This window comes from Mycobacterium sp. C31M (assembly GCF_053345865.1).
The window spans coordinates 64,041-88,254 of sequence record NZ_JBKFAX010000019.1; the positions used below are offsets into that span (position 1 = coordinate 64,041).

24 protein-coding genes are annotated in these 24,214 nt (G+C 66.6%); 18 read left to right on the forward strand and 6 right to left on the reverse strand.

Annotation, left to right across the window (positions count from 1 at the left end):
- Positions 1 to 8 precede the first annotated feature (8 nt).
- Complete coding sequence (locus tag ACLBYA_RS25395; protein ID WP_447712231.1) at positions 9 to 2,369, reverse strand: phosphoketolase family protein; 2,361 nt, start codon at positions 2,367 to 2,369, stop codon at positions 9 to 11.
- 42 nt (positions 2,370 to 2,411) lie between these two features.
- The gene (locus ACLBYA_RS25400; protein ID WP_447712232.1) at positions 2,412 to 4,904 is read right to left on the reverse strand and encodes a glycogen/starch/alpha-glucan phosphorylase; all 2,493 of its coding nucleotides are present in this window, start codon (positions 4,902 to 4,904) and stop codon (positions 2,412 to 2,414) included.
- Positions 4,905 to 4,987: 83 nt separating this feature from the next.
- Between ACLBYA_RS25400 and ACLBYA_RS25405 the strand changes: the two genes are divergently transcribed.
- From ACLBYA_RS25405 to ACLBYA_RS25420, 4 genes are all read left to right on the forward strand, one after another.
- Complete coding sequence (locus ACLBYA_RS25405; RefSeq protein ID WP_447712233.1) at positions 4,988 to 6,040, forward strand: phosphotransferase family protein; 1,053 nt, start codon at positions 4,988 to 4,990, stop codon at positions 6,038 to 6,040.
- Between the two features lie 71 nt (positions 6,041 to 6,111).
- Positions 6,112 to 6,975: an acyl-CoA dehydrogenase family protein gene (locus ACLBYA_RS25410; RefSeq protein WP_447712234.1), complete on the forward strand. Its 864-nt coding sequence runs from the start codon at positions 6,112 to 6,114 to the stop codon at positions 6,973 to 6,975.
- On the forward strand, positions 6,962 to 8,068 hold the full coding sequence (locus tag ACLBYA_RS25415; RefSeq protein WP_447712235.1) for an acyl-CoA dehydrogenase family protein: 1,107 nt from the start codon (positions 6,962 to 6,964) through the stop codon (positions 8,066 to 8,068). Before ACLBYA_RS25410 ends, ACLBYA_RS25415 begins: the two co-directional genes overlap by 14 nt.
- A gap of 1 nt (position 8,069) precedes the next feature.
- A complete protein-coding gene (locus tag ACLBYA_RS25420) occupies positions 8,070 to 8,834 on the forward strand; it encodes an enoyl-CoA hydratase/isomerase family protein (RefSeq protein WP_447712236.1) in 765 nt (254 codons plus the stop codon).
- Positions 8,835 to 8,847: 13 nt separating this feature from the next.
- Here the strand turns inward: ACLBYA_RS25420 and ACLBYA_RS25425 are convergent, their stop codons facing one another.
- Positions 8,848 to 9,249: a hypothetical protein gene (locus ACLBYA_RS25425; RefSeq protein WP_447712237.1), complete on the reverse strand. Its 402-nt coding sequence runs from the start codon at positions 9,247 to 9,249 to the stop codon at positions 8,848 to 8,850.
- A gap of 5 nt (positions 9,250 to 9,254) precedes the next feature.
- On the opposite strand from ACLBYA_RS25425, the gene ACLBYA_RS25430 reads away from it, so the two are divergent.
- A complete protein-coding gene (locus ACLBYA_RS25430) occupies positions 9,255 to 9,554 on the forward strand; it encodes a hypothetical protein (RefSeq protein WP_447712238.1) in 300 nt (99 codons plus the stop codon).
- Here the strand turns inward: ACLBYA_RS25430 and ACLBYA_RS25435 are convergent.
- The gene (locus ACLBYA_RS25435; protein WP_447712239.1) at positions 9,536 to 10,009 is read right to left on the reverse strand and encodes a DUF1990 domain-containing protein; all 474 of its coding nucleotides are present in this window, start codon (positions 10,007 to 10,009) and stop codon (positions 9,536 to 9,538) included. The genes ACLBYA_RS25430 and ACLBYA_RS25435 overlap by 19 nt on opposite strands.
- A gap of 40 nt (positions 10,010 to 10,049) precedes the next feature.
- Here ACLBYA_RS25435 and ACLBYA_RS25440 point away from each other — a divergent pair, with 40 nt between their 5' ends.
- The 11 genes from ACLBYA_RS25440 to pdxT all read left to right on the forward strand — a co-directional run bounded on the left by ACLBYA_RS25440 (position 10,050) and on the right by pdxT (position 20,055).
- Entirely contained in the window at positions 10,050 to 10,670 is a 621-nt protein-coding gene (locus ACLBYA_RS25440) for a PaaI family thioesterase (RefSeq protein WP_447712240.1), read from the forward strand.
- Complete coding sequence (locus tag ACLBYA_RS25445; RefSeq protein WP_447712241.1) at positions 10,667 to 11,098, forward strand: TIGR02611 family protein; 432 nt, start codon at positions 10,667 to 10,669, stop codon at positions 11,096 to 11,098. The genes ACLBYA_RS25440 and ACLBYA_RS25445 overlap by 4 nt, the downstream gene beginning before the upstream one ends.
- Positions 11,099 to 11,166: 68 nt before the next feature.
- Positions 11,167 to 13,227 carry a threonine--tRNA ligase gene (thrS, locus tag ACLBYA_RS25450; protein ID WP_447712242.1) on the forward strand — a complete coding sequence of 687 codons (2,061 nt, stop codon included), beginning with the start codon at positions 11,167 to 11,169 and terminating at the stop codon, positions 13,225 to 13,227.
- The gene (locus ACLBYA_RS25455; protein ID WP_447712243.1) at positions 13,224 to 13,814 is read left to right on the forward strand and encodes an HIT family protein; all 591 of its coding nucleotides are present in this window, start codon (positions 13,224 to 13,226) and stop codon (positions 13,812 to 13,814) included. The genes thrS and ACLBYA_RS25455 overlap by 4 nt, the downstream gene beginning before the upstream one ends.
- A complete protein-coding gene (pgsA, locus tag ACLBYA_RS25460; protein WP_447712244.1) occupies positions 13,811 to 14,518 on the forward strand; it encodes a phosphatidylinositol phosphate synthase in 708 nt (235 codons plus the stop codon). The genes ACLBYA_RS25455 and pgsA overlap by 4 nt, the downstream gene beginning before the upstream one ends.
- A gap of 26 nt (positions 14,519 to 14,544) precedes the next feature.
- Positions 14,545 to 15,465, forward strand: coding sequence for a phosphatidylinositol mannoside acyltransferase (locus ACLBYA_RS25465; RefSeq protein ID WP_447712294.1), 921 nt, complete (start codon positions 14,545 to 14,547; stop codon positions 15,463 to 15,465).
- Positions 15,466 to 15,475: 10 nt separating this feature from the next.
- Positions 15,476 to 16,621 carry a glycosyltransferase family 4 protein gene (locus ACLBYA_RS25470; RefSeq protein WP_447712245.1) on the forward strand — a complete coding sequence of 382 codons (1,146 nt, stop codon included), beginning with the start codon at positions 15,476 to 15,478 and terminating at the stop codon, positions 16,619 to 16,621.
- Positions 16,618 to 17,652 carry an NUDIX hydrolase gene (locus tag ACLBYA_RS25475; protein ID WP_447712246.1) on the forward strand — a complete coding sequence of 345 codons (1,035 nt, stop codon included), beginning with the start codon at positions 16,618 to 16,620 and terminating at the stop codon, positions 17,650 to 17,652. Before ACLBYA_RS25470 ends, ACLBYA_RS25475 begins: the two co-directional genes overlap by 4 nt.
- Before the next feature lie 67 nt (positions 17,653 to 17,719).
- Complete coding sequence (gene pdxS / locus ACLBYA_RS25480; protein ID WP_447712295.1) at positions 17,720 to 18,625, forward strand: pyridoxal 5'-phosphate synthase lyase subunit PdxS; 906 nt, start codon at positions 17,720 to 17,722, stop codon at positions 18,623 to 18,625.
- Between the two features lie 3 nt (positions 18,626 to 18,628).
- Positions 18,629 to 19,477 (forward strand): acyl-CoA thioesterase II, encoded by an 849-nt coding sequence (gene tesB / locus ACLBYA_RS25485; RefSeq protein WP_447712247.1) that lies wholly within the window; start codon positions 18,629 to 18,631, stop codon positions 19,475 to 19,477.
- The gene (gene pdxT / locus ACLBYA_RS25490; RefSeq protein WP_447712248.1) at positions 19,474 to 20,055 is read left to right on the forward strand and encodes a pyridoxal 5'-phosphate synthase glutaminase subunit PdxT; all 582 of its coding nucleotides are present in this window, start codon (positions 19,474 to 19,476) and stop codon (positions 20,053 to 20,055) included. Before tesB ends, pdxT begins: the two co-directional genes overlap by 4 nt.
- A gap of 4 nt (positions 20,056 to 20,059) precedes the next feature.
- Here the strand turns inward: pdxT and ACLBYA_RS25495 are convergent, their stop codons facing one another.
- On the reverse strand, positions 20,060 to 20,629 hold the full coding sequence (locus ACLBYA_RS25495) for a TetR/AcrR family transcriptional regulator (protein WP_447712249.1): 570 nt from the start codon (positions 20,627 to 20,629) through the stop codon (positions 20,060 to 20,062).
- A 130-nt stretch (positions 20,630 to 20,759) separates the two neighbouring features.
- Between ACLBYA_RS25495 and ACLBYA_RS25500 the strand changes: the two genes are divergently transcribed.
- A complete protein-coding gene (locus ACLBYA_RS25500) occupies positions 20,760 to 22,082 on the forward strand; it encodes a cytochrome P450 (RefSeq protein WP_447712250.1) in 1,323 nt (440 codons plus the stop codon).
- On the forward strand, positions 22,073 to 22,927 hold the full coding sequence (locus tag ACLBYA_RS25505) for an SDR family NAD(P)-dependent oxidoreductase (protein ID WP_447712251.1): 855 nt from the start codon (positions 22,073 to 22,075) through the stop codon (positions 22,925 to 22,927). Before ACLBYA_RS25500 ends, ACLBYA_RS25505 begins: the two co-directional genes overlap by 10 nt.
- 7 nt (positions 22,928 to 22,934) lie before the next feature.
- On the opposite strand, the gene ACLBYA_RS25510 is transcribed toward ACLBYA_RS25505, so the two are convergent.
- Positions 22,935 to 24,146 (reverse strand): acyl-CoA dehydrogenase family protein, encoded by a 1,212-nt coding sequence (locus tag ACLBYA_RS25510; protein ID WP_447712252.1) that lies wholly within the window; start codon positions 24,144 to 24,146, stop codon positions 22,935 to 22,937.
- Between the last annotated feature and the right edge of the window lie 68 nt (positions 24,147 to 24,214).

Here is a 24,214-nt window from a genome sequence, read left to right on the forward strand (position 1 = left end):
CGGAAACGTCACTCCAGTCGCTCCCACGTCCACCCGGTGATCGCCGGGTCGTCCTCACCGTGCTCGCGTGTATACAGTCGCGCGGCCAACCGCGCGTCGACCATCTCCTGCCGGAGCCCGGCGGCATTGCTGCCCAACCCCGGCACCCGGTCGATGACGTCGATCACCAGATGAAAGCGGTCCAGGTCGTTGAGCATGACCATGTCGAACGGCGTGGTGGTGGTGCCGCGCTCCTTGAAACCCCGCACATGGAGCTGGTCGTGGTTGGCGTGCCGGTAGGCCAGCCGATGGATCAGCCAGGGGTAGCCGTGATAGGCAAAGATGATCGGCTTGTCGGTGGTGAACAGCGCGTCGAATTCGTGGTCGGGCATCCCGTGCGGGTGCTCGGATTCGGGCTGCAGCCGCATGATGTCCACCACGTTGACAACCCGGACCGCCAGGTCGGGCAGGCGGCGCCGCAGAATATCTGCCGCGGCAAGGGTTTCCAGCGTCGGGATGTCACCCGCGCAGCCGAGCACCACATCGGGCTCACCGGTGGTTGTGCTCGCCCACTCCCAGATGCCCACGCCGCGTGTGCAGTGCGCCACGGCCTCGTCCATGGTCAGGTAGTTCAGGGCGGGCTGCTTGCCCGCGACGATGACGTTGATGTACTGGCGGCTGCGCAGGCAGTGATCGGCCACCGACAGCAGACTGTTGGCATCCGGTGGCAGATACACCCGGACCACCTCGGGTCGCTTGTTCACGATGTGATCGATGAATCCGGGATCCTGATGTGAGGCACCGTTGTGATCCTGGCGCCAGACATGAGACGTCAGAAGGTAATTCAATGATGCGATCGGCCGGCGCCAATCCAGGTGCTTGGTGGTGTACAGCCATTTGGCGTGCTGATTGGCCATCGAGTCGACGATGTGGACGAACGCCTCATAACAGCTGAAGAAGCCGTGCCGCCCGGTCAGCAGATAGCCCTCCAGCCAACCTTGGCACAGATGCTCGGAGAGCACCTCCATGACCCGGCCGTCCGGTGCCAGGTGCTCGTCATCGGGGGATTGTTCGGCTTGCCAGGCCTTGTCGGTCGCATCGAACACCGCCGACAGCCGGTTCGATGCCGTCTCGTCGGGGCCCATCAGGCGGAAGTTGTCGGCATTACGTGCGATCACATCACGCAGGTAGGTGCCCAGCACCCGGGTGGCTTCGCCGGTGGTCGCGGCGGGCTCGGGGACGTCGACGGCGTAGTCGGCGATCGGTGGCAGGTTCAGATCACGCAGCAGGACACCACCATTGGCGTGCGGATTGGCGCTCATCCGGCGCGCCCCGGTGGGAGCCAGGGCGCGCAGGTCGGCCCGCAGCGCACCGGAGGAGTCGAACAGTTCCTCTGGCCGGTAGCTGTGCAGCCACTCCCGCAGCGCCTCCAGATGTTCGGCATTGGTGTGGGTTTCCGACAGCGGCACCTGATGTGAGCGCCAGGTGCCCTCGACCTTCTTACCGTCCACCGTGCGGGGGCCGGTCCAGCCCTTGGGGGTGCGCAGGATGATCATCGGCCACAGCGGCCGGCCGGTCTGGCCGTCCTCGCGGGCGGCGCGTTGGATGGCCCCGATCTGGTCGAAGCAGTCGTCGAGCGCCGCCGCGAGGTCGCGGTGCACCTGTGCCGGGTCGTCACCGGCCACCGTGATCGGCAGGTACCCGTATCCACGCATAAGTGAGTCGAGTTCCTCTGCCGGAATACGGGCCAGCACTGTCGGATTGGCGATCTTGTAGCCGTTGAGGTGCAGGATCGGCAACACCGCGCCGTCGCGGACCGGATCGAGGAACTTGTTGGAATGCCAGCTCGCGGCCAGCGGTCCGGTCTCGGCCTCGCCGTCACCGACGACGGCGGCCACCACCAGGTCGGGGTTGTCGAACGCGGCGCCGTAGGCGTGCACCAGCGCGTAGCCCAGTTCGCCGCCCTCGTGGATCGACCCCGGCGTCTCGGGGGCGACGTGGCTGGGGATACCACCGGGGAAGGAGAACTGGCGGAACAACTTCCGCAGACCCTCGGCATCCTCACCGATACCGGTGTAGACCTCCGAGTAGGTGCCCTCCAGGTAGGCGTTGGACACCAGACCGGGTCCACCATGGCCGGGTCCGGTGATGTAGATGACATCGGCGTCACGCTGCCGGATGACCCGGTTGAGGTGGGCGTAGAGCAGATTCAGGCCCGGCGTGGTGCCCCAGTGCCCGAGCAGTCGGGGTTTGACGTGCTCGGCCGTCAGGTGCTCGCGCAGCAGCGGGTTGTCCAACAGATAGATCTGTCCGACGGACAGATAGTTGGCGGCCCGCCAGTAGGCGTCGAGCTGGGTGACCTCGTCATCGGACAGCGCTGTGGAAGTCATACCTACTGGCCTACCACGACCCGTGATTTATCGACACCCCCGTCATTTTCCGGTGTCGACATGAACGGGGTGTACACCCCAGATGTCATCACAGTATTGGGCGATGGCACGGTCGGACGAGAACTTGCCGCTGCGCGCCGCGTTGAGGATCGACATCCGCGACCAGGCGTCGCGGTCCTGCCAGGCGGCACTGACCCGGTCCTGGCATTCGACATAGGACGCGTAGTCGGCGAGCACCAGGAACGGATCGTCATAGCGCAGGTTGTCGACCAGCGGGCGGAACACCTCGGTGTCACCGTGCGAGAAATGGCCACCGGCAATGAGATCCAGCACACCGGCCAGTTCCGGGTTGCCGTCGATGTAGGACGACGGTCGGTAACCGTCACGTTTGAGTGCCTCGACCTCCTCGACGGTGAGCCCAAACAAGAAGAAGTTCTCCGCCCCGGCCTCCTCGCGGATCTCGACATTGGCGCCGTCGAGGGTGCCGATGGTCAGGGCGCCGTTCATCATGAACTTCATGTTGCCGGTGCCCGAGGCCTCCTTGCCCGCGGTCGAGATCTGCTCGGACAGGTTGGCGGCCGGGTAGATCAGGTGCGCGTTCTGCACGTTGAAGTTGGGCAGGAACACCACCTTCATGAAGCGGTTGACCTCGGGATCGAAGTTGACCATGTCACCCACGGCGGTGATGAGCTTGATGATGCGCTTGGCCAGGTAGTAACCCGGGGCGGCCTTACCGCCGAAGATGTACGCGCGCGGTGCCATGTCGATGCCCGGGTTGTTCTTGATCCGCAGGTACTGCGTCACGATGTTGAGCACGTTGAGGTGCTGGCGCTTGTACTCGTGGATCCGCTTGACCTGGATGTCGAACAACCAGGTCGGGTCGAGCTCCACACCGGTCTCGGCGTAGACGAACTCCGCCAGCCGTGCCTTGTTGGCACGCTTCACATCCCGCCATTCGGCGCGGAAGCCGTCATCGTCGATGAAGGCCTCCAGCCCGCGCAGCCGGTCCAGGTGGGTCAACCAACCGTCGCCGACGGTGCGGTCGAGCAGTTGGCGCAGGCCCGGGTTGGACAGCGCGACGAAGCGACGCGGGGTGACACCGTTGGTCTTGTTGGAGAACCGTTCGGGCCACAGCTCGTAGAAGTCCTTGAGTACGCTCTCCTTGAGCAACTCCGAGTGCAGCGCGGCGACACCGTTGATGGCGTGGCTGCCGACGGTGGCCAGGTGCGCCATCCGCACGGTCTTGCCGCCGTCCTCGCCGATGAGCGACATCCGGCTGATCCGGTCGTCGTCGCCGGGGAACTTGGAGCGCACCTCGTCGAGGAAACGGCTGTTGATCTCGTAGATGATCTCCAGGTGTCGCGGCAGGCTTTCACCGAACATGCCCAGGGGCCATTTCTCCAGAGCCTCCGGCAGCAGCGTGTGATTGGTGTAGCCGAACGTCGCCACCGTGATTTCCCAGGCTTCGTTCCAGCTCATCCGGCGGTCGTCGACCAGCAGTCGCATCAGCTCCGCGACACCGATCGAGGGGTGGGTGTCGTTGAGCTGCAGCGCGAATTTCTTCGGCAGCTCGTGCAGCGAGGCGTCGGCCAGGTCGTCCATGATGTGCAGGACGTGCTGCAGCGAACAGGACACGAAGAAGAACTGCTGCAGCAGCCGCAGCCGCTTGCCGGCGTCGGGTTCGTCGTTGGGGTAGAGCACCTTGGTGACGGTTTCGGAGGTGACCTCCTCTTCGACGGCCTTGTAGTAGTCGCCGGTGTTGAAGGCCTCCAGGTGGAAGGACTGCACGGCGCGCGCGCTCCACAGCGTCAGGACATTGCAGGTCTTGACGCCGTAGCCCTGGATCGGGGTGTCATAGGCGACGCCCTGGATGATGCGCTGCGGGATCCAGCGGGCGCGTAGCACACCGGCGTCGTCGTGGTAGCGCTCGGTGTGCCCGCCCCACAGCACCGGATAGTGCACATCGGGTTTGGCGATCTCCCACGGGTTTCCGTTGATCAGCCAGTTGTCGGTCTTCTCGACCTGCCAGCCCTCCTGGATCTCCTGGTCGAAGATGCCGAACTCGTACCGGATCCCATAACCGATGGCCGGGATGTCCAGGGTGGCCAGCGAGTCCAGATAGCAGGCCGCCAGGCGGCCGAGGCCGCCGTTGCCCAGGCCTGGCTCCTCCTCGCAGGCCAGCACCTCCTCCAGATCCTGGCCGAGTTCGTTGAGCGCGGTGCGCGCGGCGCTCTCGATGCCGAGGTTGAGCAGGTTGGCGCCCAGCTGCGGGCCCATCAGGAACTCGGCGGACAGGTAGCAGGTGACCTTGCTGCCCAGATCCAGTGAGATCTGGGTGGAGGCGACCCGGTTGTCCTGCATGCGGTCGCGGACTGCCAGTGCCAGCGCCCGGTAGTAGTGCTCGGGGCGCAGGGCCGCCGCCGGCCGGCCGATCGAATACCGGATGTGATCGATGATGGCCCGTCGAAGGGCATCCGCCGAGAGGCCGGTGCGGCTGGGTTCGTAAGCGGGGGAGGGCGCGACGAGATCGGTCATTCTTCAGATCTTGGCAGTCAGGCGTGCGCGGCGCAGCGCTCAATGAGCATCGGGCGGATGAACGGATATGAGACGCTGCCGGGATGTCCGGTGTACCCGAGCTCATCGACGTCCTGTCCCAGCACCGATTCGACGAGCAGGCGCTGGTCCGGTACCTGGCCGGGCACGGGATCGAGGGGCCGCTTCAGGTCCGCCAGTTCCAGGGTGGGCAGAGCAATCCGACATTCCATCTGCACAGTGCCGCAGGCGAATTCGTCCTGCGCAAGAAGCCGCCGGGTGTGCTGTTACCCCGCGCCCACGATGTCGGGCGTGAGTACCGGGTGATGTCGGCGCTGGCCGACAGCGAGGTGCCGGTGCCGCGGATGCGGCTGATGTGCACCGACGAGTCGGTGCTGGGCACCCCGTTCTTCGTGATGGATCACGTCCCGGGTCGTATCTTTCCCGACCGGGTGCTGCGCGACGGCTCGCCCGCCGAGCGGGCCGCGGTCTACCACGATCTGGCCCGGGCGCTGGCCCGGCTGCACAACGTCGACTGGCGGGCCGCCGGGTTGTCGGACTTCGGTCGCCCGGACGGCTACCTGGCCCGGCAGGTGGCGCTGTGGACCCGCACCTGGGAGACGGTCAAGGTGGAGGAGTGCGCCGAGATGGACCGGCTGGCGGCCTGGCTGCCCGCCCATCTCCCGGCCACCGACGAGGCCTGCATAGCCCATGGCGACTACCGGTTGGGCAATGTACTGCTGCACCCCACCGAACCGCGGATCGTGGCGGTGCTGGATTGGGAGCTGGCGACCATCGGCCATCCGTTGGCCGATCTGGGGTACGCCGCCATGACGTACCACCTGCCCGGGGATGACGACCCGTTGATGGGTGTGGCCGGTGAGGATCTGACCGGTACCGGCATCCCCGACGAGGCGACCTTCGTCGCCGACTATTGCCGCGAGGCCGGCCGCGCCGAACCCGACAATCTGGTCATCTTCGTGGTGTTCTCGATGTTCCGGCTGGCCTCGATCGTGGCCGGCGTGTGGCGGCGCGGGCTGGACGGCAACGCCGCCGATGCGCGCGCGGGTACCGATCTGTTCCGCGACCGGTACCGCGGCCTGGCTCAGCGCGCCTGGGGGCTGACCGGCGAGCTGTGACAAATACCCATCTGGTAGTAAAGTTCTGTCGATACGAGAATTGGATTCTCCAGAAAGGATAAGCTCCTCTCATGGATGTTCGGCTGACCAGTGAGCAGCAGCAACTACGGGATGCGGCCGCCAAACTCGCCGACGACCTCGGCCCCGGCGCGGTCGGGGAGCTCGACGACGAGCTACGGGTCGCGCGCCTGGAGAAGACGGTGGCCGCCACCGGTTGGCGGTCGCTGCGCTCCGACGACGCCTCCGGGGTCGAGGTGGCGATCGTGGCAGAAGAATTCGGCCGCGGTTTGGTCGACGTGCCATTCCTCGGTCCGGTGCTGGCCGACGATCTCGGCCGGACCGGCGCGACCATCGTCTTCGGTGACCGCGCGCCCGATGCCCGCGGGATCACGAGTGGCGTTCGGCTGGACGGCAGCACGGTGGCCCTCGGCGATGCGGCGCCGGGCATCGACCTGACCCGCTGGAGCGCACAGGTCACCGCGGAGACCGGCGGGGCCGACGGTGCCCAGGGCGCCGAAACCCTGGCGATGGTCGTGACCGCCGCCGACATCCTCGGTGCTGCACGCGGAGCATTCGACCTGGCCTGTGATTACGCCAAGGTGCGTGAGCAGTACGGCAAGACCATCGGCAGCTATCAGGCTGTCGCACACCTGCTCGCCGAATCGCTGGTGCTCATCGAGGGATCGGTGAGCATCCTGCGGTACGCCGCCTGGGCCGTCGACGAGGAAGAACCCGAGGTTGCCCTGGAGGCCGCCCGGGTGGCCAAGGTGTACTGCGCGAAATCCGCCCACACCGTCTGCGAGACGTCGATCCAGGTGCACGGCGGAATCGGCAACACCTGGGAATGTGCGGCACACGTCTACCTGCGTCGGGTACTGGTGTCCACCGGTCTGTGGCCGGTGTCGTTGAAGGAGATCTCCGTTGGACTTTCGTGACTCCGCATCCGAACTGGCCTTCCGGGAACGGCTGCGGGCCTGGCTGGCCGAGCAGGCCCCGAACTTCCCGAAATCGACCGAGGAGTATTGGGCTCGCCAGGGCGAATGGCACCAATCCCTGCATGCAGCAGGGTTTTTCGGCGCCACCTGGCCCAAGGAGTTCGGCGGGCTGGAATTGCCCCCGGTCTACGACGTCATCGTCGACGAGGAACTCGCCCGGGTGGGCGCCCCGCCGCGGCCCAGCCTCGGCTACCTGGTCACCGGGCTGGGACGGCACGCCAGCAAGGAAATCCAGCAGCGCTTCCTGCCCGGCATGATCGACGGTACCGAGCGCTGGTGTCAGGGCTTCTCCGAACCCGGTGCCGGATCGGATCTGGCGTCGCTGACCACCACGGCGACGTTGGACGGTGACGAGTACGTGATCAACGGCCACAAGATCTGGACCAGTTACTCCGACGTCGCGGATTGGTGCCTGCTGCTGGCCCGCACCGACAAGGACGTGAAGCGGCACTCCGGCACACCTGTGCCCAAGCACAAAGGCATCTCGGCGTTCCTGGTGAACATGCATCAGCCGGGTATCGAACAGTTCCCGCTGAAGATGATCAACGGTGTCAGCAACGAATTCGGCCAGGTGGCCTTCGACGGGGCGCGCGTCCCGGCGGCCAATATGGTCGGCAACCCGGGTGACGGGTGGGCCCTGGCGATGACCGTCGTCGGCCACGAACGCGAACCGTCCACCCTCGGGTATGCGGCGCGCTATGAGAAGACGGTCAACCAGTTGGCCCGTCGCAGCGAACGCAGCGACGAACTGGCCTGGGCCACCGTGCAGGTCCAGGTGCTGCGCCAGCATGTGCGGCGCCGGCTGTCCGAACAGCTCGACGGAATCTCGCACGGTCCGGAGGGTTCCATCGACAAACTGCTGATGACCTGGGTCGAACAATCGGTGGGGCATGCGGTGCTGGCGCAAACCGGTACGTCCGATATCGACCTGTTCAACACCTACCTCTACAGCCGTTCCCAGAGCGTCATGGGCGGCACCTCGCAGATCCAGAAGAACATCATCGCTGGCCGAATCCTGAGAATGGCGGTTTGACATGTACGACATGCCCGAAGAGATCCAGGTAGAGGCCGACGGCCCGCTGCGCATCATCACCCTGAACCGGCCCGAGGAACTCAACGCCGTCAACGATGATCTGCACGTCGGGCTGGCCCGCATCTGGAACCGGCTCAGCCTGGATCCGACCGCCCGGGTCGCGGTGATCACCGGTGCCGGCAAGGCGTTCTCGGCCGGCGGCGATTTCAACTACATCAAAGAACTCAGCGAAGACATCGACCTACGCACCAAGACGATCATCGACGGCCGCGAGATCGTGATGGGCATGGTGCGCTGCCGCATCCCGGTGATCGCCGCCGTCAACGGTCCGGCCGTCGGATTGGGCTGCAGCGTCGTGGCGCTGTCCGACATCGTGTACATGGCCGAGAAGTCGTTCCTGGCCGATCCGCATGTCCAGGTCGGCCTCGTCGCCGCCGACGGGGGCCCGCTGGTGTGGCCCATGCAGATGAGCATCTTGCAGGCCAAGGAATATGCGCTCACCGGCGCCCGCATCCCGGCGGCCAAGGCCGTCGAACTCGGGCTGGCCAACCATGTCGTCGCCGACCCACTTGCCGAGGCGTTGACCGCGGCCAAGAAGATGCTGGAGCTGCCGCAGAAGGCCGTCGAATCCACCAAGCGCATCCTCAACATGCAGCTCGAGCGTCAGGTGCAGATCACCCTCGACTACGCCACCACCGCAGAGGAACTCACCTTCGGCACAACGGAACTCAAGGCCAACATCGCCAAGCTGCTGCAGAGCAAGTAGGCAGGCGCGCCGATCACGTCAGCCGGGTGGCGGGAACATCGTCGGTGCCGGTGAGAAAATCGCGGAGATGGGTGAACCCGTCGAGGCGCCACGCGCTGAAGGCCCACACCGCGGCGATCAGCGGAACCGGGCCGAATGCCAGTGCCCACGGCCAGGCCAGCATCAGCGACTGATCGTCGACGAAATCGGCTGCGCAGCGCACCGACTCGGCGAGGAAGGCCGGCCCGAGCACCGCCAGCAGCACACCTACCCGCGCGGCGAGCAGGTCGTCGAGCACGGAGTTGGCCAGTTCGTCCGCGCTGCGGGTGGGCAGCCCGATGGCCAGTGACAACAGCCCGGCCACCAGTGCCAGCAGTGTGATGTGTGACCTTGAGTCGCTGACCCGTTCGAAGGACCCGGTGAGGGTGCGGATCACCGGAGATGACCACCGAGGTCAACCAACTGACCACAGCGGTGCAGTTGATCACCAGGGCAAGCGATCCGAGCATCGGCACCAGCAGCGAGTCGGTGTCCGGGCTGCTGCGCACCACGATCAGGGGAACCACTCCGACGGCCAGCACACCGGTCAGTCCGATCAACAGCGGTGCGGTGAACACGGTGATATCGGCGGCATCCAGATCCGGATCGCGCCGCCGGATCGCGGCCACCTCTGCCGAGAGCACGGAACGAACCCCGCGCAGCGAGTACTTGCCGCCCACCGGTCACACGGCCGTCAGATAACGCCGGGTGATCACCCGCTGCGCCAGCCGGGTCACCGGCCCACCGAGCCGGCTCCACCACGTCGCGTGCCGCGCAAAGGCCGTCACCTCGGCATGCACCGACCCGTCGGCCGGGTCGTAACGCACCGCGAACAGCTCCTCACCGGACTCCGGGTGACCGGGCAGCGTGCCGTAGGCGAAACCACACCGGTCGGGCTCGTCGAGCAGGTACACCACCCGGCACGGTGCCCGCAGCGGCCAGAACCCGACGGTCACCTCACCGTCGACGGCCGCGGCGGCCGCGTCCGCGGTGACGAGTACCCCCGCCCCGCGCTGCATCCCCCAGTGCAGGACGGCGTCGGCGGCCTCCTCGAATCGGGCGCGCCCGTGCCCGATCACCGCGCTGGCGTGCACGTGTTGATAGCCGGCGGGCAACGGCCCCTTGGTGGCGCCCACTTCCGGATAGGTCAGGTCCACCCCAGTCACGGTATATCCGGTCGTGCAATACCGTGGCCATGTGACGACCGGACCTGCGCATCCAGGCGGCGGATTCAACCCGCCGGAGCCCACCGACAAAGGCGGACCGGACTACGGCCGGTTCATCGAGGCGGTCCGGACCCTGCAAGATCATGCCCGCGCCGCCGACGCGCCCGACGAGGTCATCGGCGAGGCCGCGGATCTGGTGGAGAAGGTGACCGCGCTGCTGGCGCCGTACGAGGCCGACGAATGGCATTCGCCGTCGGGCCGGCGCCTGGACCTGCCCAACCGCGGCAACATCATGTCGGTGCCGATGGATCTGCACGTCACCGCCGAGGAGACGGTCGTCGGCACGGTCACCTTCCGGCGGTACCACCTGGGCCGCAACGGGGCAGTGCACGGCGGTGTGCTGGGGTTGCTCTTCGATTCGTTGCTGGGCTTCACCACCGCCAAGCTGACCAAGAGCATGTATCAGCGCACCGCACATCTGGGCATCGACTACCGCCGGATCGTGCCGATCGGGCGCGAACTGCAGGTGCAGGCCGGGATCGACCACATCGAGGGCCGAAAGATCTTCGTCAGCGGCCGGCTGCTGGACGGACCCGATGTGCTCACCGAATCCGACGCGCTGTTCGTGCGGCTCAAGCCGGGGCAGCCATGAGCTCGGAACGACCCACCGGGCAGCAGAAACGTGCCTGGGCACGCTGGCGCGACAAACTGCGCGACCGTCCGATGGCGAATTTCGTGTACCGGATCGTCGTCGGTGTGGTCGGTTCGGTGGTGCTGATCGTCGGCATCATCACCATCCCGTACCCGGGACCCGGCTGGGCCATCGTGTTCGTCGGACTGGCGATCCTGGCCACCGAGTTCCGGGTGGCCCAGGTGGCGCTGCACTGGGTGCGGGCCCGCTACGACCGCGTGATGGCCTGGTTCGCCCGCCAGCACATCGCGGTGAAAGCCCTGAGTGCGGCCTTCACCGCGGCGGTCGTGTTGGTGACATTGTGGCTGTTCGGGGCGGTCGGGCTGGTGGCCGGCTGGGTCGGCATCGACTGGGCCTGGCTGAAGAGCCCGATCGGCATCGGGTCGTAGGTATCCCGCGCGGACAGCACCGATAGCATGGTCGCGATCACACGTGCCCTTGACTAGGAGAACCCCTGATGACCGCCGCCGCCAGTTCAGCCCCCGCAGCCCTGATCCGGGTCGCTGCCGGGACGACCGCCGGGGCGGCGGTGCGCGAGGCGGGTCTGCCGGAACGCGGCGCCCGGGATGCCATCGTGGTGGTGCGCGACGCCGACGGGCGACTGCGTGATCTGAACTGGGTGCCCGAGGCCGATGTCGATGTCGAACCGGTGCCCGCGAACTCCGAGGACGGCCGCAGTGTCATCCGGCACTCGTGTGCCCATGTGTTGGCCCAGGCCGTGCAGGAACTCTTCCCGCAGGCCAAGCTCGGCATCGGTCCGCCCATCACCGACGGTTTCTACTACGACTTCGACGTGGCCGAGCCGTTCACCCCTGAGGACCTGGCCAAGCTGGAGAAGAGGATGGCCAAGATCGTCAAGGACGGTCAGCTGTTCTCGCGCCGCGTGTACGAGTCCAAAGAGCAAGCCCGCGTTGAACTTGCGAACGAGCCCTACAAGCTCGAACTCGTCGACGACAAATCCGGCGACCCGGAGATCATGGAAGTGGGCGGCCCCGAATCGGATGGGGAGCTGACCGCCTACGACAACCTCAATCCGCGTACCAAGGAACGCATCTGGGGTGATCTGTGCCGCGGCCCGCACATCCCGACCACCCGCTACATCCCGGCGTTCAAACTGACCCGCAGCAGTGCGGCGTACTGGCGGGGCAACCAGAACAATGCCAGCCTACAGCGGGTCTACGGCACCGCCTGGGAGTCACAGGAGGCGCTGGATCGCCACCTGGAACTGATCGAGGAGGCGCTGCGGCGCGATCATCGCAAGCTCGGTGTCGAACTCGACCTGTTCAGCTTCCCCGATGAGCTCGGCTCCGGACTGCCGGTGTTCCACCCCAAGGGCGGCATCGTGCGCAAGGAGCTGGAGGACTACTCGCGGCGCAAGCACGAACAGGCCGGCTACCAGTTCGTCAACACCCCGCACATCACCAAGGAGAACCTGTACATCACCTCCGGGCACCTGGAGTGGTACGCCGACGGGATGTTCCCGCCGATGCACATCGACGCGGAGTTCGACGAGAACGGCGCGGTGCGCAAACCCGGGCAGGACTACTACCTGAAGCCGATGAACTGCCCGATGCACCACCTGATCTACCGGTCCCGCGGGCGGTCATACCGGGAGCTGCCCCTGCGGCTCTTCGAGTTCGGTTCGGTGTACCGCTACGAGAAGTCCGGTGTCGTGCACGGCCTGACCCGGGTGCGCGGGATGACCCAGGACGACGCGCACATCTACACCACGCGCGAGCAGATGCGCGACGAGCTGACCTCACTGCTGGGCTTCGTGCTGGACCTGCTCTCGGATTACGGCCTCGACGACTTCTACCTGGAGTTGTCCACCAGGAACGAGGAGAAGTCCGTCGGCTCCGACGAGCTGTGGGAGGAGGCCACCGCCACCCTGCGTGAGGTTGCCGAGGCCTCCGGTTTGCACCTGGTCCCGGATCCGGGCGGCGCCGCCTTCTACGGTCCCAAGATCTCGGTGCAGGTCAAGGATGCGCTGGGCCGCAACTGGCAGATGTCGACCATTCAACTCGACTTCAACATGCCCGACCGGTTCGAACTCGAGTACACCGCCGCCGACGGCACCCGCCAGCAGCCGGTGCTGATCCACCGGGCGTTGTTCGGGTCCATCGAGCGGTTCTTCGGCGTCCTCACCGAGCATTACGCGGGTGCGTTCCCGGCTTGGCTGGCGCCGGTGCAGGTGGTCGGGGTGCCGGTGGCCGATGCGCATCTGCCGTATCTGGAAGATGTTGCCGCCCAGTTGCGCACCCGCGGTGTCCGGGTCGAGGTGGACAGCAGTGACGACCGGATGGCGAAGAAGATCGTCAACCACACCAACCAGAAGATCCCCTTCATGCTGCTCGCCGGTGACAAGGACATCGAGGCGAATGCGGTGTCCTTCCGGTTCGGGGACCGCACCCAGGTCAACGGCATCCCGCGTGATGCGGCGGTCGAGGCGATCGTGGACTGGATCGCGCGGCGGGAGAACGCCACTCCCACCGCGGATCTGATTACGGTGGATCCGTGAGCGAACCGGAGGCCATCATCGACCACGGCGTCGGCGAGCCCGACCATCTGCAGCGGTTGTGGACACCGCACCGGATGAGCTACATCGCCGAATCGCCGATGAAGAAGGGCTCCGGTTCGGCACTGTCGTCCGAACCGTTCACCGATATCCCGGCGATGTCCGACGAGGACGGGCTGATGGTCGCGCGTGGCGAACTGGTGTACGCCGTGCTCAACCTCTACCCGTACAACCCGGGCCACCTGATGGTGGTGCCGTACCGCCGGGTGTCCGAGCTGGAGGACCTGTCCGCCGACGAGACCGCTGAGCTGATGTCGTTCACCCAGAAGGCAATTCGTGTCATCAAGGCGGTCTCGCGGCCGCACGGGTTCAACGTCGGTCTCAATCTCGGCACGTCCGCCGGTGGCTCGCTGGCCGAGCATCTGCACATGCATGTCGTGCCGCGCTGGGGTGGGGACGCCAACTTCATCACCATCATCGGAGGGTCGAAGGTGATCCCACAGCTGCTCTCCGAGACGCGCCGGCTGCTGGCCGCGGAGTGGGCAGCTCAGCCGGGGGCGAGCGCAGCGACGGGGCAGTCAAAACAATGAGCAACTTCTACCTGATGACCAGGGCGGCATACACCAAGCTGTCGCGCCCGGTCGCCAGGGCGGCGCTGAGCGCCGGGCTCACCCCGGACAGCATCACGATCCTGGGCACGGCGGGGTCGATCGTCGCCGCATTGACACTGTTCCCGATCGGGCAGCTGTGGTGGGGTGGGTTCGCCGTCTTCATCTTCGTGCTGGCCGACATGCTCGACGGTGCGATGGCCCGGGAACGCGGTGGCGGAACACGATTCGGGGCGGTGCTGGACGCCACCTGTGACCGACTCAGCGATGGCGCGATCTTCTGTGGGCTGGCGTGGTGGGCCGCCTTCGGTGCACACAACACCGCCCTGGTGGTGGCCACCCTGATCTGTCTGGTCACCTCGCAGGTCATCTCGTATATCAAGGCCCGCGCCGAGGCCAGCGGTCTGCGCGGCGACGGCGGCCTGATCGAACGTCCCGAACGCCTGGTGATCGCCCTGGCCGGCGCCGGGCTGTCCGGGTTGTTCGGCTGGCCGTTGCTGCTGGACATCGCGATGTGGGTGCTGGCGGTGGCCAGCCTGGTGACCCTGGCGCAGCGGCTGCATTCGGTGCGCACCTCGCCCGGTGCCATGGATCCGCTGCCGGCCGCGCCGGCCGATGAGGCACCGCCGGCCGCGCCGGCCGATGAGGCACCGCCGGCCGCGCCGGCCGAAGGCGACCCACAGTGAGCACCCCGTCGGCTGGGGTGCCGAATGTGCGGGGGCTTGCGCTGCCACTGGGCGGGCAGCTCTCCGATCTGGGTTATGCCGCGGGCTGGCGGGTGGTGCGCGCCATGCCGGAGTTCGCCGCCCGCAACATGTTCGAGGCCGGGGCGCTGTACGCCGCGCGTGGTGGCGGCCCCGAACAACTGCGCAAGAATCTCGGCCGGGTGATCGGGGTACCGCCGGCACAGGTGCCCGGCAGCCTGATCCGTGCATCGCTGGCCTCCTACGCCCGGTACTGGCGTGAGGCGTTCCGCCTGCCGTCGATGGATCACGCGGCGGTCGCCGCCCGGGTTCAGGACCGGGTTGAGGGCCATCACCACATCGAGGCGGCACTGGCGGCCGGTCGCGGTGTGGTGCTCGCACTTCCGCACAGCGGCAACTGGGATATCGCCGGGGTCTGGCTGACCAACACCTATGGCCGGTTCGCGACGGTGGCCGAACGCCTCAAGCCCGAGTCGTTGTACAACCGGTTCGTCGACTACCGGGAGAGCCTCGGGTTCGAGGTGCTCCCGTTGACCGGTGGGCCGCGGCCGCCCTCGGAAGTGCTGGCCGACCGACTCGGCGACAACGGTCTGGTGTGCCTGATGTCCGATCGTGATCTCACCCGCTCCGGTGTGCAGGTCGATTTCTTCGGTGCGGCGACCCGGCTGCCGGGCGGCCCGGCGCGGTTGGCGTGTGAGACCGGCGCTGCGCTGCTGCCGGTGCATACCTGGTTCACCGAGGACGGGTGGGGGCTGCGCATCCACGAGCCGCTGGACACCTCCGGCGGTGATATCGGCGTCATCACCCAGGGGCTGGCCGACCGGTTCGAGGTCGGGATCGCCGAGTACCCGGCCGATTGGCACATGCTGCAACCGCAGTGGATCGCCGATCTGTCCGCCGAGCGCCGCGCCCGGCTCGAGGGCCGGTAGGGGAGCACCGATGCGCATCGGCATGGTGTGCCCGTACTCGTTCGACGTACACGGCGGTGTGCAGGCCCACGTGCTGCAACTGGCCGAGGTCTTCCGGGCCGGCGGCCACGAGGTCAGCGTGCTCGCCCCGTCCTCACCCCATGTGGACCTGCCCGACTATGTCGTCTCCGGGGGCAAGGCCATCCCGATCCCGTACAACGGCTCGGTGGCGCGCCTGCGGTTCGGCCCGGCCACCCACCGCAAGGTCAAACGGTGGCTGCAGCAGGGCGATTTCGATGTTCTGCACCTGCACGAGCCGAATGCGCCGAGCGTCTCGATGCTGGCGCTGATGATCGCCGAGGGGCCGATCGTCGCGACATTTCACACCTCGACCACAAAATCGTTGACGCTCAGCGTGTTCCAGGGAATGTTGCGCCCGCTCAACGAGAAGATCGTCGGCCGCATCGCGGTGTCGGATCTGGCCCGGCGCTGGCAGATGGAGGCGCTGGGATCCGACGCGGTCGAAATCCCCAACGGGGTGAACGTATCCGAGTTCGCCGAGGCCCCGCGGCTGGACGGATATCCGCGGGCGGGCCGCTCGGTGTTGTTTCTGGGCCGGTTCGACGAACCGCGCAAGGGCATGTCGGTGTTGTTGGGTGCGCTACCCCGACTGGTCGAGCAGTTCCCCGATGTCGAGGTGCTGATCGTGGGCCGCGGCGACGAGGCCGACCTGGCCGAGCAGGCCGGTCCGCACGCCACCAACCTGCGCTTCCTGGGTGCCGTCGACGATGCCGCCAAGGCCTCGGCGTTGCGCAGCGCGGATCTGTACTGCGCACCCAACACCGGCGGGGAGAGCTTCGGAATCGTGCTGGTCGAGGCGATGGCCGCGGGTACCGCGGTGGTGGCCAGTGACCTGGATGCCTTCAGCCGTGTGCTCGATCAGGGCGCGGCCGGTCGGCTGGTGCCCGTCGATGACCCGGATGCGTTGGCGGACAGTCTGATCGAGCTGTTGCGTGATGACAACGCACGTCAGCACTATGTGCGGATGGCCGCGGCGGCGGTGCGGCGCTACGACTGGTCGGTGGTGGCCGGTGAGATCATGCGGGTGTACGAGACGGTCAGCGGTTCGGGGGCCAAGGTCACGGTCACCGGCACCTCAGGCAGGAGCACCGCATGATGGTATGGCTGGTGGTGCTGCTGATCGTGCTCGGTGCGGCACTGCTGTTGACCGGCAGCTGGGCCTACCTGACGGCGAATCGGCTGGACCGGCTGCATGTGCGCTACGACCTGTCCTGGCAGGCACTCGACGGTGCGCTGGCGCGACGGGCGGTGGTGGCCCGCGCGGTGGCCGTCGACGCCTACGGCCGCGCCCCCGAGGCCAAGCGCCTGGCCGGGCTGGCCGATGCCGCCGAACGTGCCGACCGGCCGGCCCGCGAGGCCGCCGAGAACGCGCTGTCAGCGGCGCTGTCGTTGGTCGATCCGGTGGCGCTGCCCACCGCATTGGTCGCCGAGTTGGCCGATGCCGAGGCCCGCGTGCTGCTGGCCCGCCGCTTTCACAACGACGCCGTCCGCGACACCCTCGCCCTGCGGGAGCGTCCGCTGGTGCGGCTGCTGCACCTCGGCGGTACGGCGGCACTGCCGACCTATTTCGAGATCGCGGAGCGGGTGGGGCCCGCGGCTCGCGCCACCGGTTCGACCGGCAGTCGGGTGTCGGCACGTGTTGTGCTGCTCGACGAGGACGGCCGGGTGCTGTTGTTCCGCGGGTCCGACCCGGCCCGCACCGACGAGCCCGTCCCGCACTGGTGGTTCACCGTCGGCGGGGCGGTGGAACCCGGCGAAGAGCTTGTCGATGCCGCGGTGCGTGAGGTCACCGAGGAGACCGGCCTGCAGGTGAGGCCCACGGATCTGTTCGGGCCGGTGTGGCGACGCGAGGCGATCATCGATTTCAACGGGGCGGTGATGCGCAGCGAGGAGCACTTCTTCGTGCACCGCACCCGGCGGTTCGAGCCGTCCACGACCGGTCACAACGAGCTGGAACGCCGCTACATTGCAGGCCACCGATGGTGCGATGAGACAATGATCGGCGAGCTGGTCGCCAAGGGTGAATCCGTGTACCCGCTGCAGCTCGGCGAACTACTGGCACAGGCCGGAGAACTTGCTGATGTACGCGGTGCCGGACCGGGTGCGCAGCCTCAGCTGATTCGCTGAGTCTGCGGATTCAATCGATTTGGCACCACGTTTAGACTGGATCAGTAGCTGAGCAGAGGAGATGACGATGGATACCGCGGCGCAGAATGGCAGCCAGACCGGTACCGCGCGGGTGAAGCGTGGGATGGCCGAGATGCTCAAGGGCGGCGTGATCATGGACGTCGTCACCCCGGAGCAAGCGCGTATCGCCGAGGGCGCCGGTGCGGTGGCCGTGATGGCGCTGGAGCGGGTGCCCGCCGATATCCGTGCCCAGGGCGGGGTGTCGCGTATGTCGGATCCCGACATGATCGAGGGAATCATCGCCGCGGTGACCATCCCGGTGATGGCCAAGGTGCGGATCGGCCATTTTGTCGAGGCGCAGATCCTGCAGTCGTTGGGTGTGGACTACATCGACGAATCCGAGGTGCTCACCCCGGCCGATTACACCAACCACATCGACAAGTGGCGTTTCACGGTGCCGTTCGTGTGCGGGGCGACCAATCTTGGTGAGGCGCTGCGCCGGATCACCGAGGGCGCGGCGATGATCCGCTCGAAGGGTGAGGCCGGTACCGGCGATGTCTCCAATGCCACCACCCATATGCGCAAGATCGGCGGCGAGATCCGTCGGTTGACCTCGTTGAGCGAGGACGAGTTGTTCGTCGCGGCCAAGGAACTGCAGGCGCCGTACGAGTTGGTGGCCGAGGTGGCCCGGGCCGGCAAGTTACCGGTCACGCTGTTCACCGCCGGCGGTATCGCGACCCCTGCCGATGCGGCGATGATGATGCAGCTCGGTGCCGAGGGCGTGTTCGTCGGGTCGGGCATCTTCAAGTCCGGTGACCCGGCCTCGCGTGCCGCCGCGATCGTGAAGGCCACCACCTTCTACGACGATCCCGACGTACTGGCCAAGGTCTCGCGCGGGCTCGGGGAGGCGATGGTCGGCATCAACGTCGAAGATATCGCCCAACCGCACCGGCTCGCCGAGCGCGGCTGGTAACACGTGTCGATCGAGGAGATCCTCGACCTCGAGCAGTTGGAGGTCGACATCTACCGGGGTGGTGTGTTCAGCCCCGAATCCGGGTTCCTGCAACGGACATTCGGTGGCCACGTCGCCGGGCAGTCACTGGTCTCGGCGGTGCGCACCGTCGACTCGAAGTTCCAGGTGCACTCGCTGCACGGGTACTTCCTGCGGCCCGGTGATGCCCGGTCGCCGTCGGTGTATCTGGTCGAGCGCATCCGTGACGGTGGCTCGTTCGCGACCCGGCGGGTCAGTGCCGTCCAGCACGGGCAGACCATCTTCACCATGTCGGCCTCGTTCCAGACCGACCAGAGCGGGATCGAACATCAGGACGCCATGCCCACGGCGCCCGGCCCGGACGAGATTCCCAGCTTCAAGACCAACGCCAAGGTGTTCGACGACGCCAGCTTCCGGCAGTTCGACGAATGGGATGTCCGGATCGTGCCGCGCGACCAGGTGAACCGGTTGCCCGGCAAGGCTTCCCAGCAGCAGGTGTGGTTTCGGCACCGTGATCCGCTGCCGGATGACCCGGTGCTGCACATCTGCGCGTTGGCCTATCTTTCGGATCTGACGCTGCTCGGTTCGGCGCAGGTGAACCACCCCGACGAACGCAAGCACCTGATGATCGCCTCGCTGGATCACGCCATGTGGTTCATGCGGCCGTTCCGGGCCGACGAGTGGCTGCTGTATGACCAGTCCTCGCCGTCGGCCTGCGGCGGCCGGGCGTTGACCCAGGGCAAGCTGTTCAACCAGTACGGCGAGATGGTCGCGGCCGTCATGCAGGAGGGGCTGACGCGCTACCAGCGGGATTTCGTCCCGCCCGCGAAGTGACGGTCCGGGTCGGGGTACTCGCGCTCCAGGGCGATACCCGCGAACACCTGGCTGCATTGACCGAGGCCGGTGCGCAGGCCGTCACGGTGCGCCGCCTGACCGAGCTGGAATCCATTGACGCACTGGTGATCCCGGGTGGCGAATCCACCGCGATGAGCCATCTGCTGCGCGAGTTCGAGCTGCTGGAACCGTTGCGCACGCGGCTGGCCGACGGGATGCCGGCCTACGGGTCGTGTGCCGGCATGATCCTGCTGGCCACCGAGATCCTGGACGCCGGCGTGCCGGGCCGCGAGGCGCTACCGCTGGCCGGTATCGATATGACGGTGCGGCGCAACGCCTTCGGTCGCCAGGTGGACTCGTTCGAGGAGTCGATCCCGTTCATCGGGCTCGATTCCGAGGTGCACGCCGTGTTCATCCGGGCGCCCTGGGTGGAACGGGTCGGGCCGGCGGTCGAGGTCCTGGCCACCGCGGGCGGCCACCCGGTGGCGGTGCGCCAGGGCAAGGTGCTGGCGACGTCGTTTCACCCCGAGGTCACCGGGGACCGACGGGTGCACCGGATGTTCGTCGAGTCGCTGTAGGCCACTATCTGGTAGCCCGCAGGCCCAGTGTGCGCCGGCCGGCGCACACCAGTTCCTCCCGTAGACGTTTGGGAAAATCGTCATCGCCGGCGCCGTCGTACGGCAGGCCGACGGCAGCCGAGATGCCGGTCATGACCATCGCGGCCTTGATCTGACCGCCCATCCCCGGTTCGACGCCGGAGAGTAACGACATCTGGCGTTGTACCACCGCGCCCCAGGCCGGCCGGCTACGGAGGAACTCGGTGACACCGGGATCGCCGGTGAGCACCGGGATCAACTCGCGGTTCGCGACGGCCAATCCGGCGAAGCCGGTCAGGGCGGCGTCGGCCTGTGCACGCGCACCTCGAGTGGCCTCGGCGGCGGTCACGATGGGTTCGAGGGCGGCGATCAGCGGTTCCAAGATGGCCTCGAGAAGCTCGTCACGGGTCCGGAAATGGTGGTAGATGGCCGATTTCGTCAGGTCGAGCTCATCGGAGATCATCTGCAGCGACGTGCCGGCGACGCTGTGCCGCCGGAACGAATCGATGGCGACTGCGATGAGTCGCTGACGGGTGGGGCCTGTCGGGCCGCTCACATCGCCGCCAAAAAAGTAGTGCTGCTGACAATCTCTAGGTGCTCGACCATTCGTACAGTTTACGTCTGTACGATCGGTCAGGAATCAGCTTTACGATTGGTCAGTTTTCAGCCACCCTGAGGAGAGCCTCTTGACTGCTTCGGACGTGCTTGCCGACGTTGATTTTTTCCGCGACCCAGCGTTGGTCGTCGATCCCTACGAGCTGTATCGGCGCATGCGGTCCGTCAGTCCCGTGCTGCGTGAACCCACCCAGGGTGTATACATCGTCACCGGATATCAAGAGGCCCAGACGATCCTCGGTGATCCCGGCACCTTCTCGTCCTGTACCAGCGTGTCCGGACCATTTCCTGGATTTCCGGTGCCGCTGGAAGGGCTCGCCGACGAGGATGTGCAGGAGTTGATCGAGCAGCACCGTCACGAACTGCCGTTCAGCGATCAGCTACCCACCTTCGATCCTCCGACGCACACCGCGCACCGGGCACTGCTGTCGCGAATGATCACACCCAAGCGACTGAAGGAGAACGAGGAATATCTCTGGCGTCTGGCCGATCGGGTGCTCGCTCCGTACGTGGCGCAAGGCGGCGGTGAGTTCATCGGCGCGGTCGCCAACCCGGTTGCTCTACTGGTCATCGCCGATCTGCTGGGTGTTCCGGAAGCCGACCGCACCGACCTCGCCGAGCACTTGGTCGGGGACAGCTCGCTCGGCAGCACCGAGGGCGAGCAGATGTCACATACCCCGCTGGAATACCTCTATCACCGCTTCGGTGAGTACATCTCCGAACGCCGCGCGAACCCGCGTGCCGACGTGCTGACCGATATGGCGAAGGCGACCTTCCCCGACGGCTCCACCCCGGAAGTCATCGATGTGGTGCGGGTGGCCGCCAACTTGTTCTCGGCTGGCCAGGAGACCACGGTTCGGCTGCTGTCCTCGGCGTTGCAGGTGCTGGCCGAGTACCCCGAGATACAGGACCGGCTACGCGCCGATCCCGACCGGATACCCAGCTTCATCGAGGAGTCCCTGCGCTTCGAGAGCCCGATCCGCGGTGACTTCCGGCTCGCCCGGGCCACCGCCGAGCTCGGCGGGGTCGTCATCCCGGCCGGCGCCACCGTGATGGTGAATCTCGGTGCCGCGAACCGGGATCCGCGCCAGTTCGAGGATCCGGACACCTTCGACCTCGACCGGCCGAACGCCCGCCGGCATATCGCCTTCGGCCGCGGCATCCATAGCTGCATCGGCGCGCCACTGGCCCGTGCCGAGGGGCGGATCGTCATAGAGCGCCTGCTCCGCAGCACCGATCGGATCCGCATCGACGAGAGCAGGCACGGCGCGGCCGGCGCACGTCGTTATGACTACGTACCGACCTTCATCCTGCGCGGTCTGACCGAACTGCACCTGTACGTCGATCCTGCCAGGGCCATCGACCATGGATTGAAAGAGGAGACATGTCAGTAGATTTCGATCGTCGTGACCGCACCCCATTCGACCTGACCGGCAAGGTCATCGTCATAGTCGGCGGCGGCCAGATGGCCGGTGACACCGTCGGAAACGGGCGCGCCACCGCGCTGCTCGCAGCCCGACACGGCGCCGAGGTGGTCGCCGTCGACCTGAATCTGGCTTCCGCGCAGGAGACTGCGGATCTGATCACCGAGGAGGGTGGCAAGGCCTACGCCGTCCATGCCGATGTCTCGAAAGAGGAGGACTGCCAGCGCATTTTCGACGAGGTCATGGAACAGAGCGGCAAGGTCGACGGCATGGTCTACAGCGTGGCGACCAACCCGCCCTTCGACTTCGAGAACAATACGATGGAGACCGAGGCCTTCAACTACGGCATCAACGTCAACATGCTCGGTGCCTACTACTGCAACCTCTTCGCCGCGGCCTGTATGGAGAAGAATCCGGGACACAGCACAGGCAGCATTGTCAACTTTTCGTCGATCGCCAGCATGAAGAACGAGATCGGGCTGAATATCGGCATCATGCCGTACGCACTCGGCAAGTGTGGACTGAACTACATCACCGAACTGACCGCCGTGCAGTTCGCCGGTGCGGGTGTGCGGGCCAACACGCTGATGCTCGGCCCGATCGATTCCCCGCTGGGCAACCACGACTCACAGGAACTGTTCGGGCACACTCCCGATGAGGTCGACGAGGCCTACGGCGAGGTTGTCAAACTCAAGATGGGCCGGGCCGGCACCTGGGAGACCGCGTACGCGGCGCTGTATCTGCTGGCTGACGAATCCCGCTTCATGACGGGTCAGCAACTGCGCCTCGACGGCGGCGCCACGCTGGTGCGCTAAAGACCGGTCAGCGGATCGCGAGCCCGGTCAGCGTGCGCGCCATCACCAGTCGCTGGATCTCACTGGTGCCCTCGAAGATGGTGAAGATCTTCGCGTCGCGGTGCATGCGCTCGACCGGGTACTCGCGGGTGTAACCGTTGCCGCCGAGGATCTGGATGGCCTCGTCGGTGACATAGGTGGCGGTCTCGCTGGCGACCAGCTTGGCCATCGACCCTTCGGCCGACTCGAACGCCTTGCCGTTGCGGGCCATCCAGGCCGCCCGGTAGACCAGTAGTCGCGAGGCGTCGATGCGGGCCTTCATATCGGCCAGCTTGAACGCCACACCCTGGAACTCGCCGATCTTGCGGCCGAATTGCTCACGCTCGCAGGCATAGTCGAGGGCGTACTCGTAGGCGGCGCGGGCGACGCCGACGGCCATCGCGCCGACCGTGGGGCGGGTCCGCTCGAAGGTGGCCATCGCGGCCTGGCCGGCGGCCCGCTTGCCGTCGCGCACCTTGGCGATCCGGGCGTCGAACTTGTCCTTGCCGCCGACGATCAGGCGGCCGGGGATGCGCACCTCGTCGAGTACCACCTCGGCGGTGTGCGACGCGCGGATACCGTGCTTGAGGAACTTCTGGCCCTGGCTCAGCCCGGCGGTGCCCGGCGGGATGATGAACGATGCCTGTCCACGGCTGCCCAGTTCCGGGTACACCGAGGCGACGACGATGTGCACCTCGGCGATCCCGCCGTTGGTGGCCCAGGTCTTGGTGCCGTTGAGCACCCATTCGTCGGTGGCCTCGTCATAGCGGGCCCGGGTCAGGATGGACCCGACATCGGAACCGGCGTTGGGCTCGGACGCGCAGAATGCGGCTACCTTGGGATCGTCGACGGTGCCGAACATCTGCGGCAGGAACTCGCCGATCTGTTCAGGTGTGCCGCCGCCAGCCAGCGACGCGGCCGCCAGGCCGGTGCCCAGAATGGACAGCGCGATCCCGGCGTCGCCCCAGAACATCTCCTCGAACACCACCACCATGCCCAGGCCGGACGGTTCGGCGGCCTGCTCGGCGAACATCTCCATGGAGTAGAGGCCGATCTTGGCGGCCTCGGCGATGATCGGCCAGGGGGTTTCCTCGCGCTCATCCCACTCGGCAGCGGCGGGGCGCACGACATCGGCGGCAAACTCATGGACCCACTTCTGCACATCGAGCAGGTCTGAGGACAACTCCAGGGAGAAGGTCATGCCCGCTACCTTACTCCAGAGTAAGATAGCGGTACATCAAGTGTGGTTGAGCTAACAGCTGACGGTGG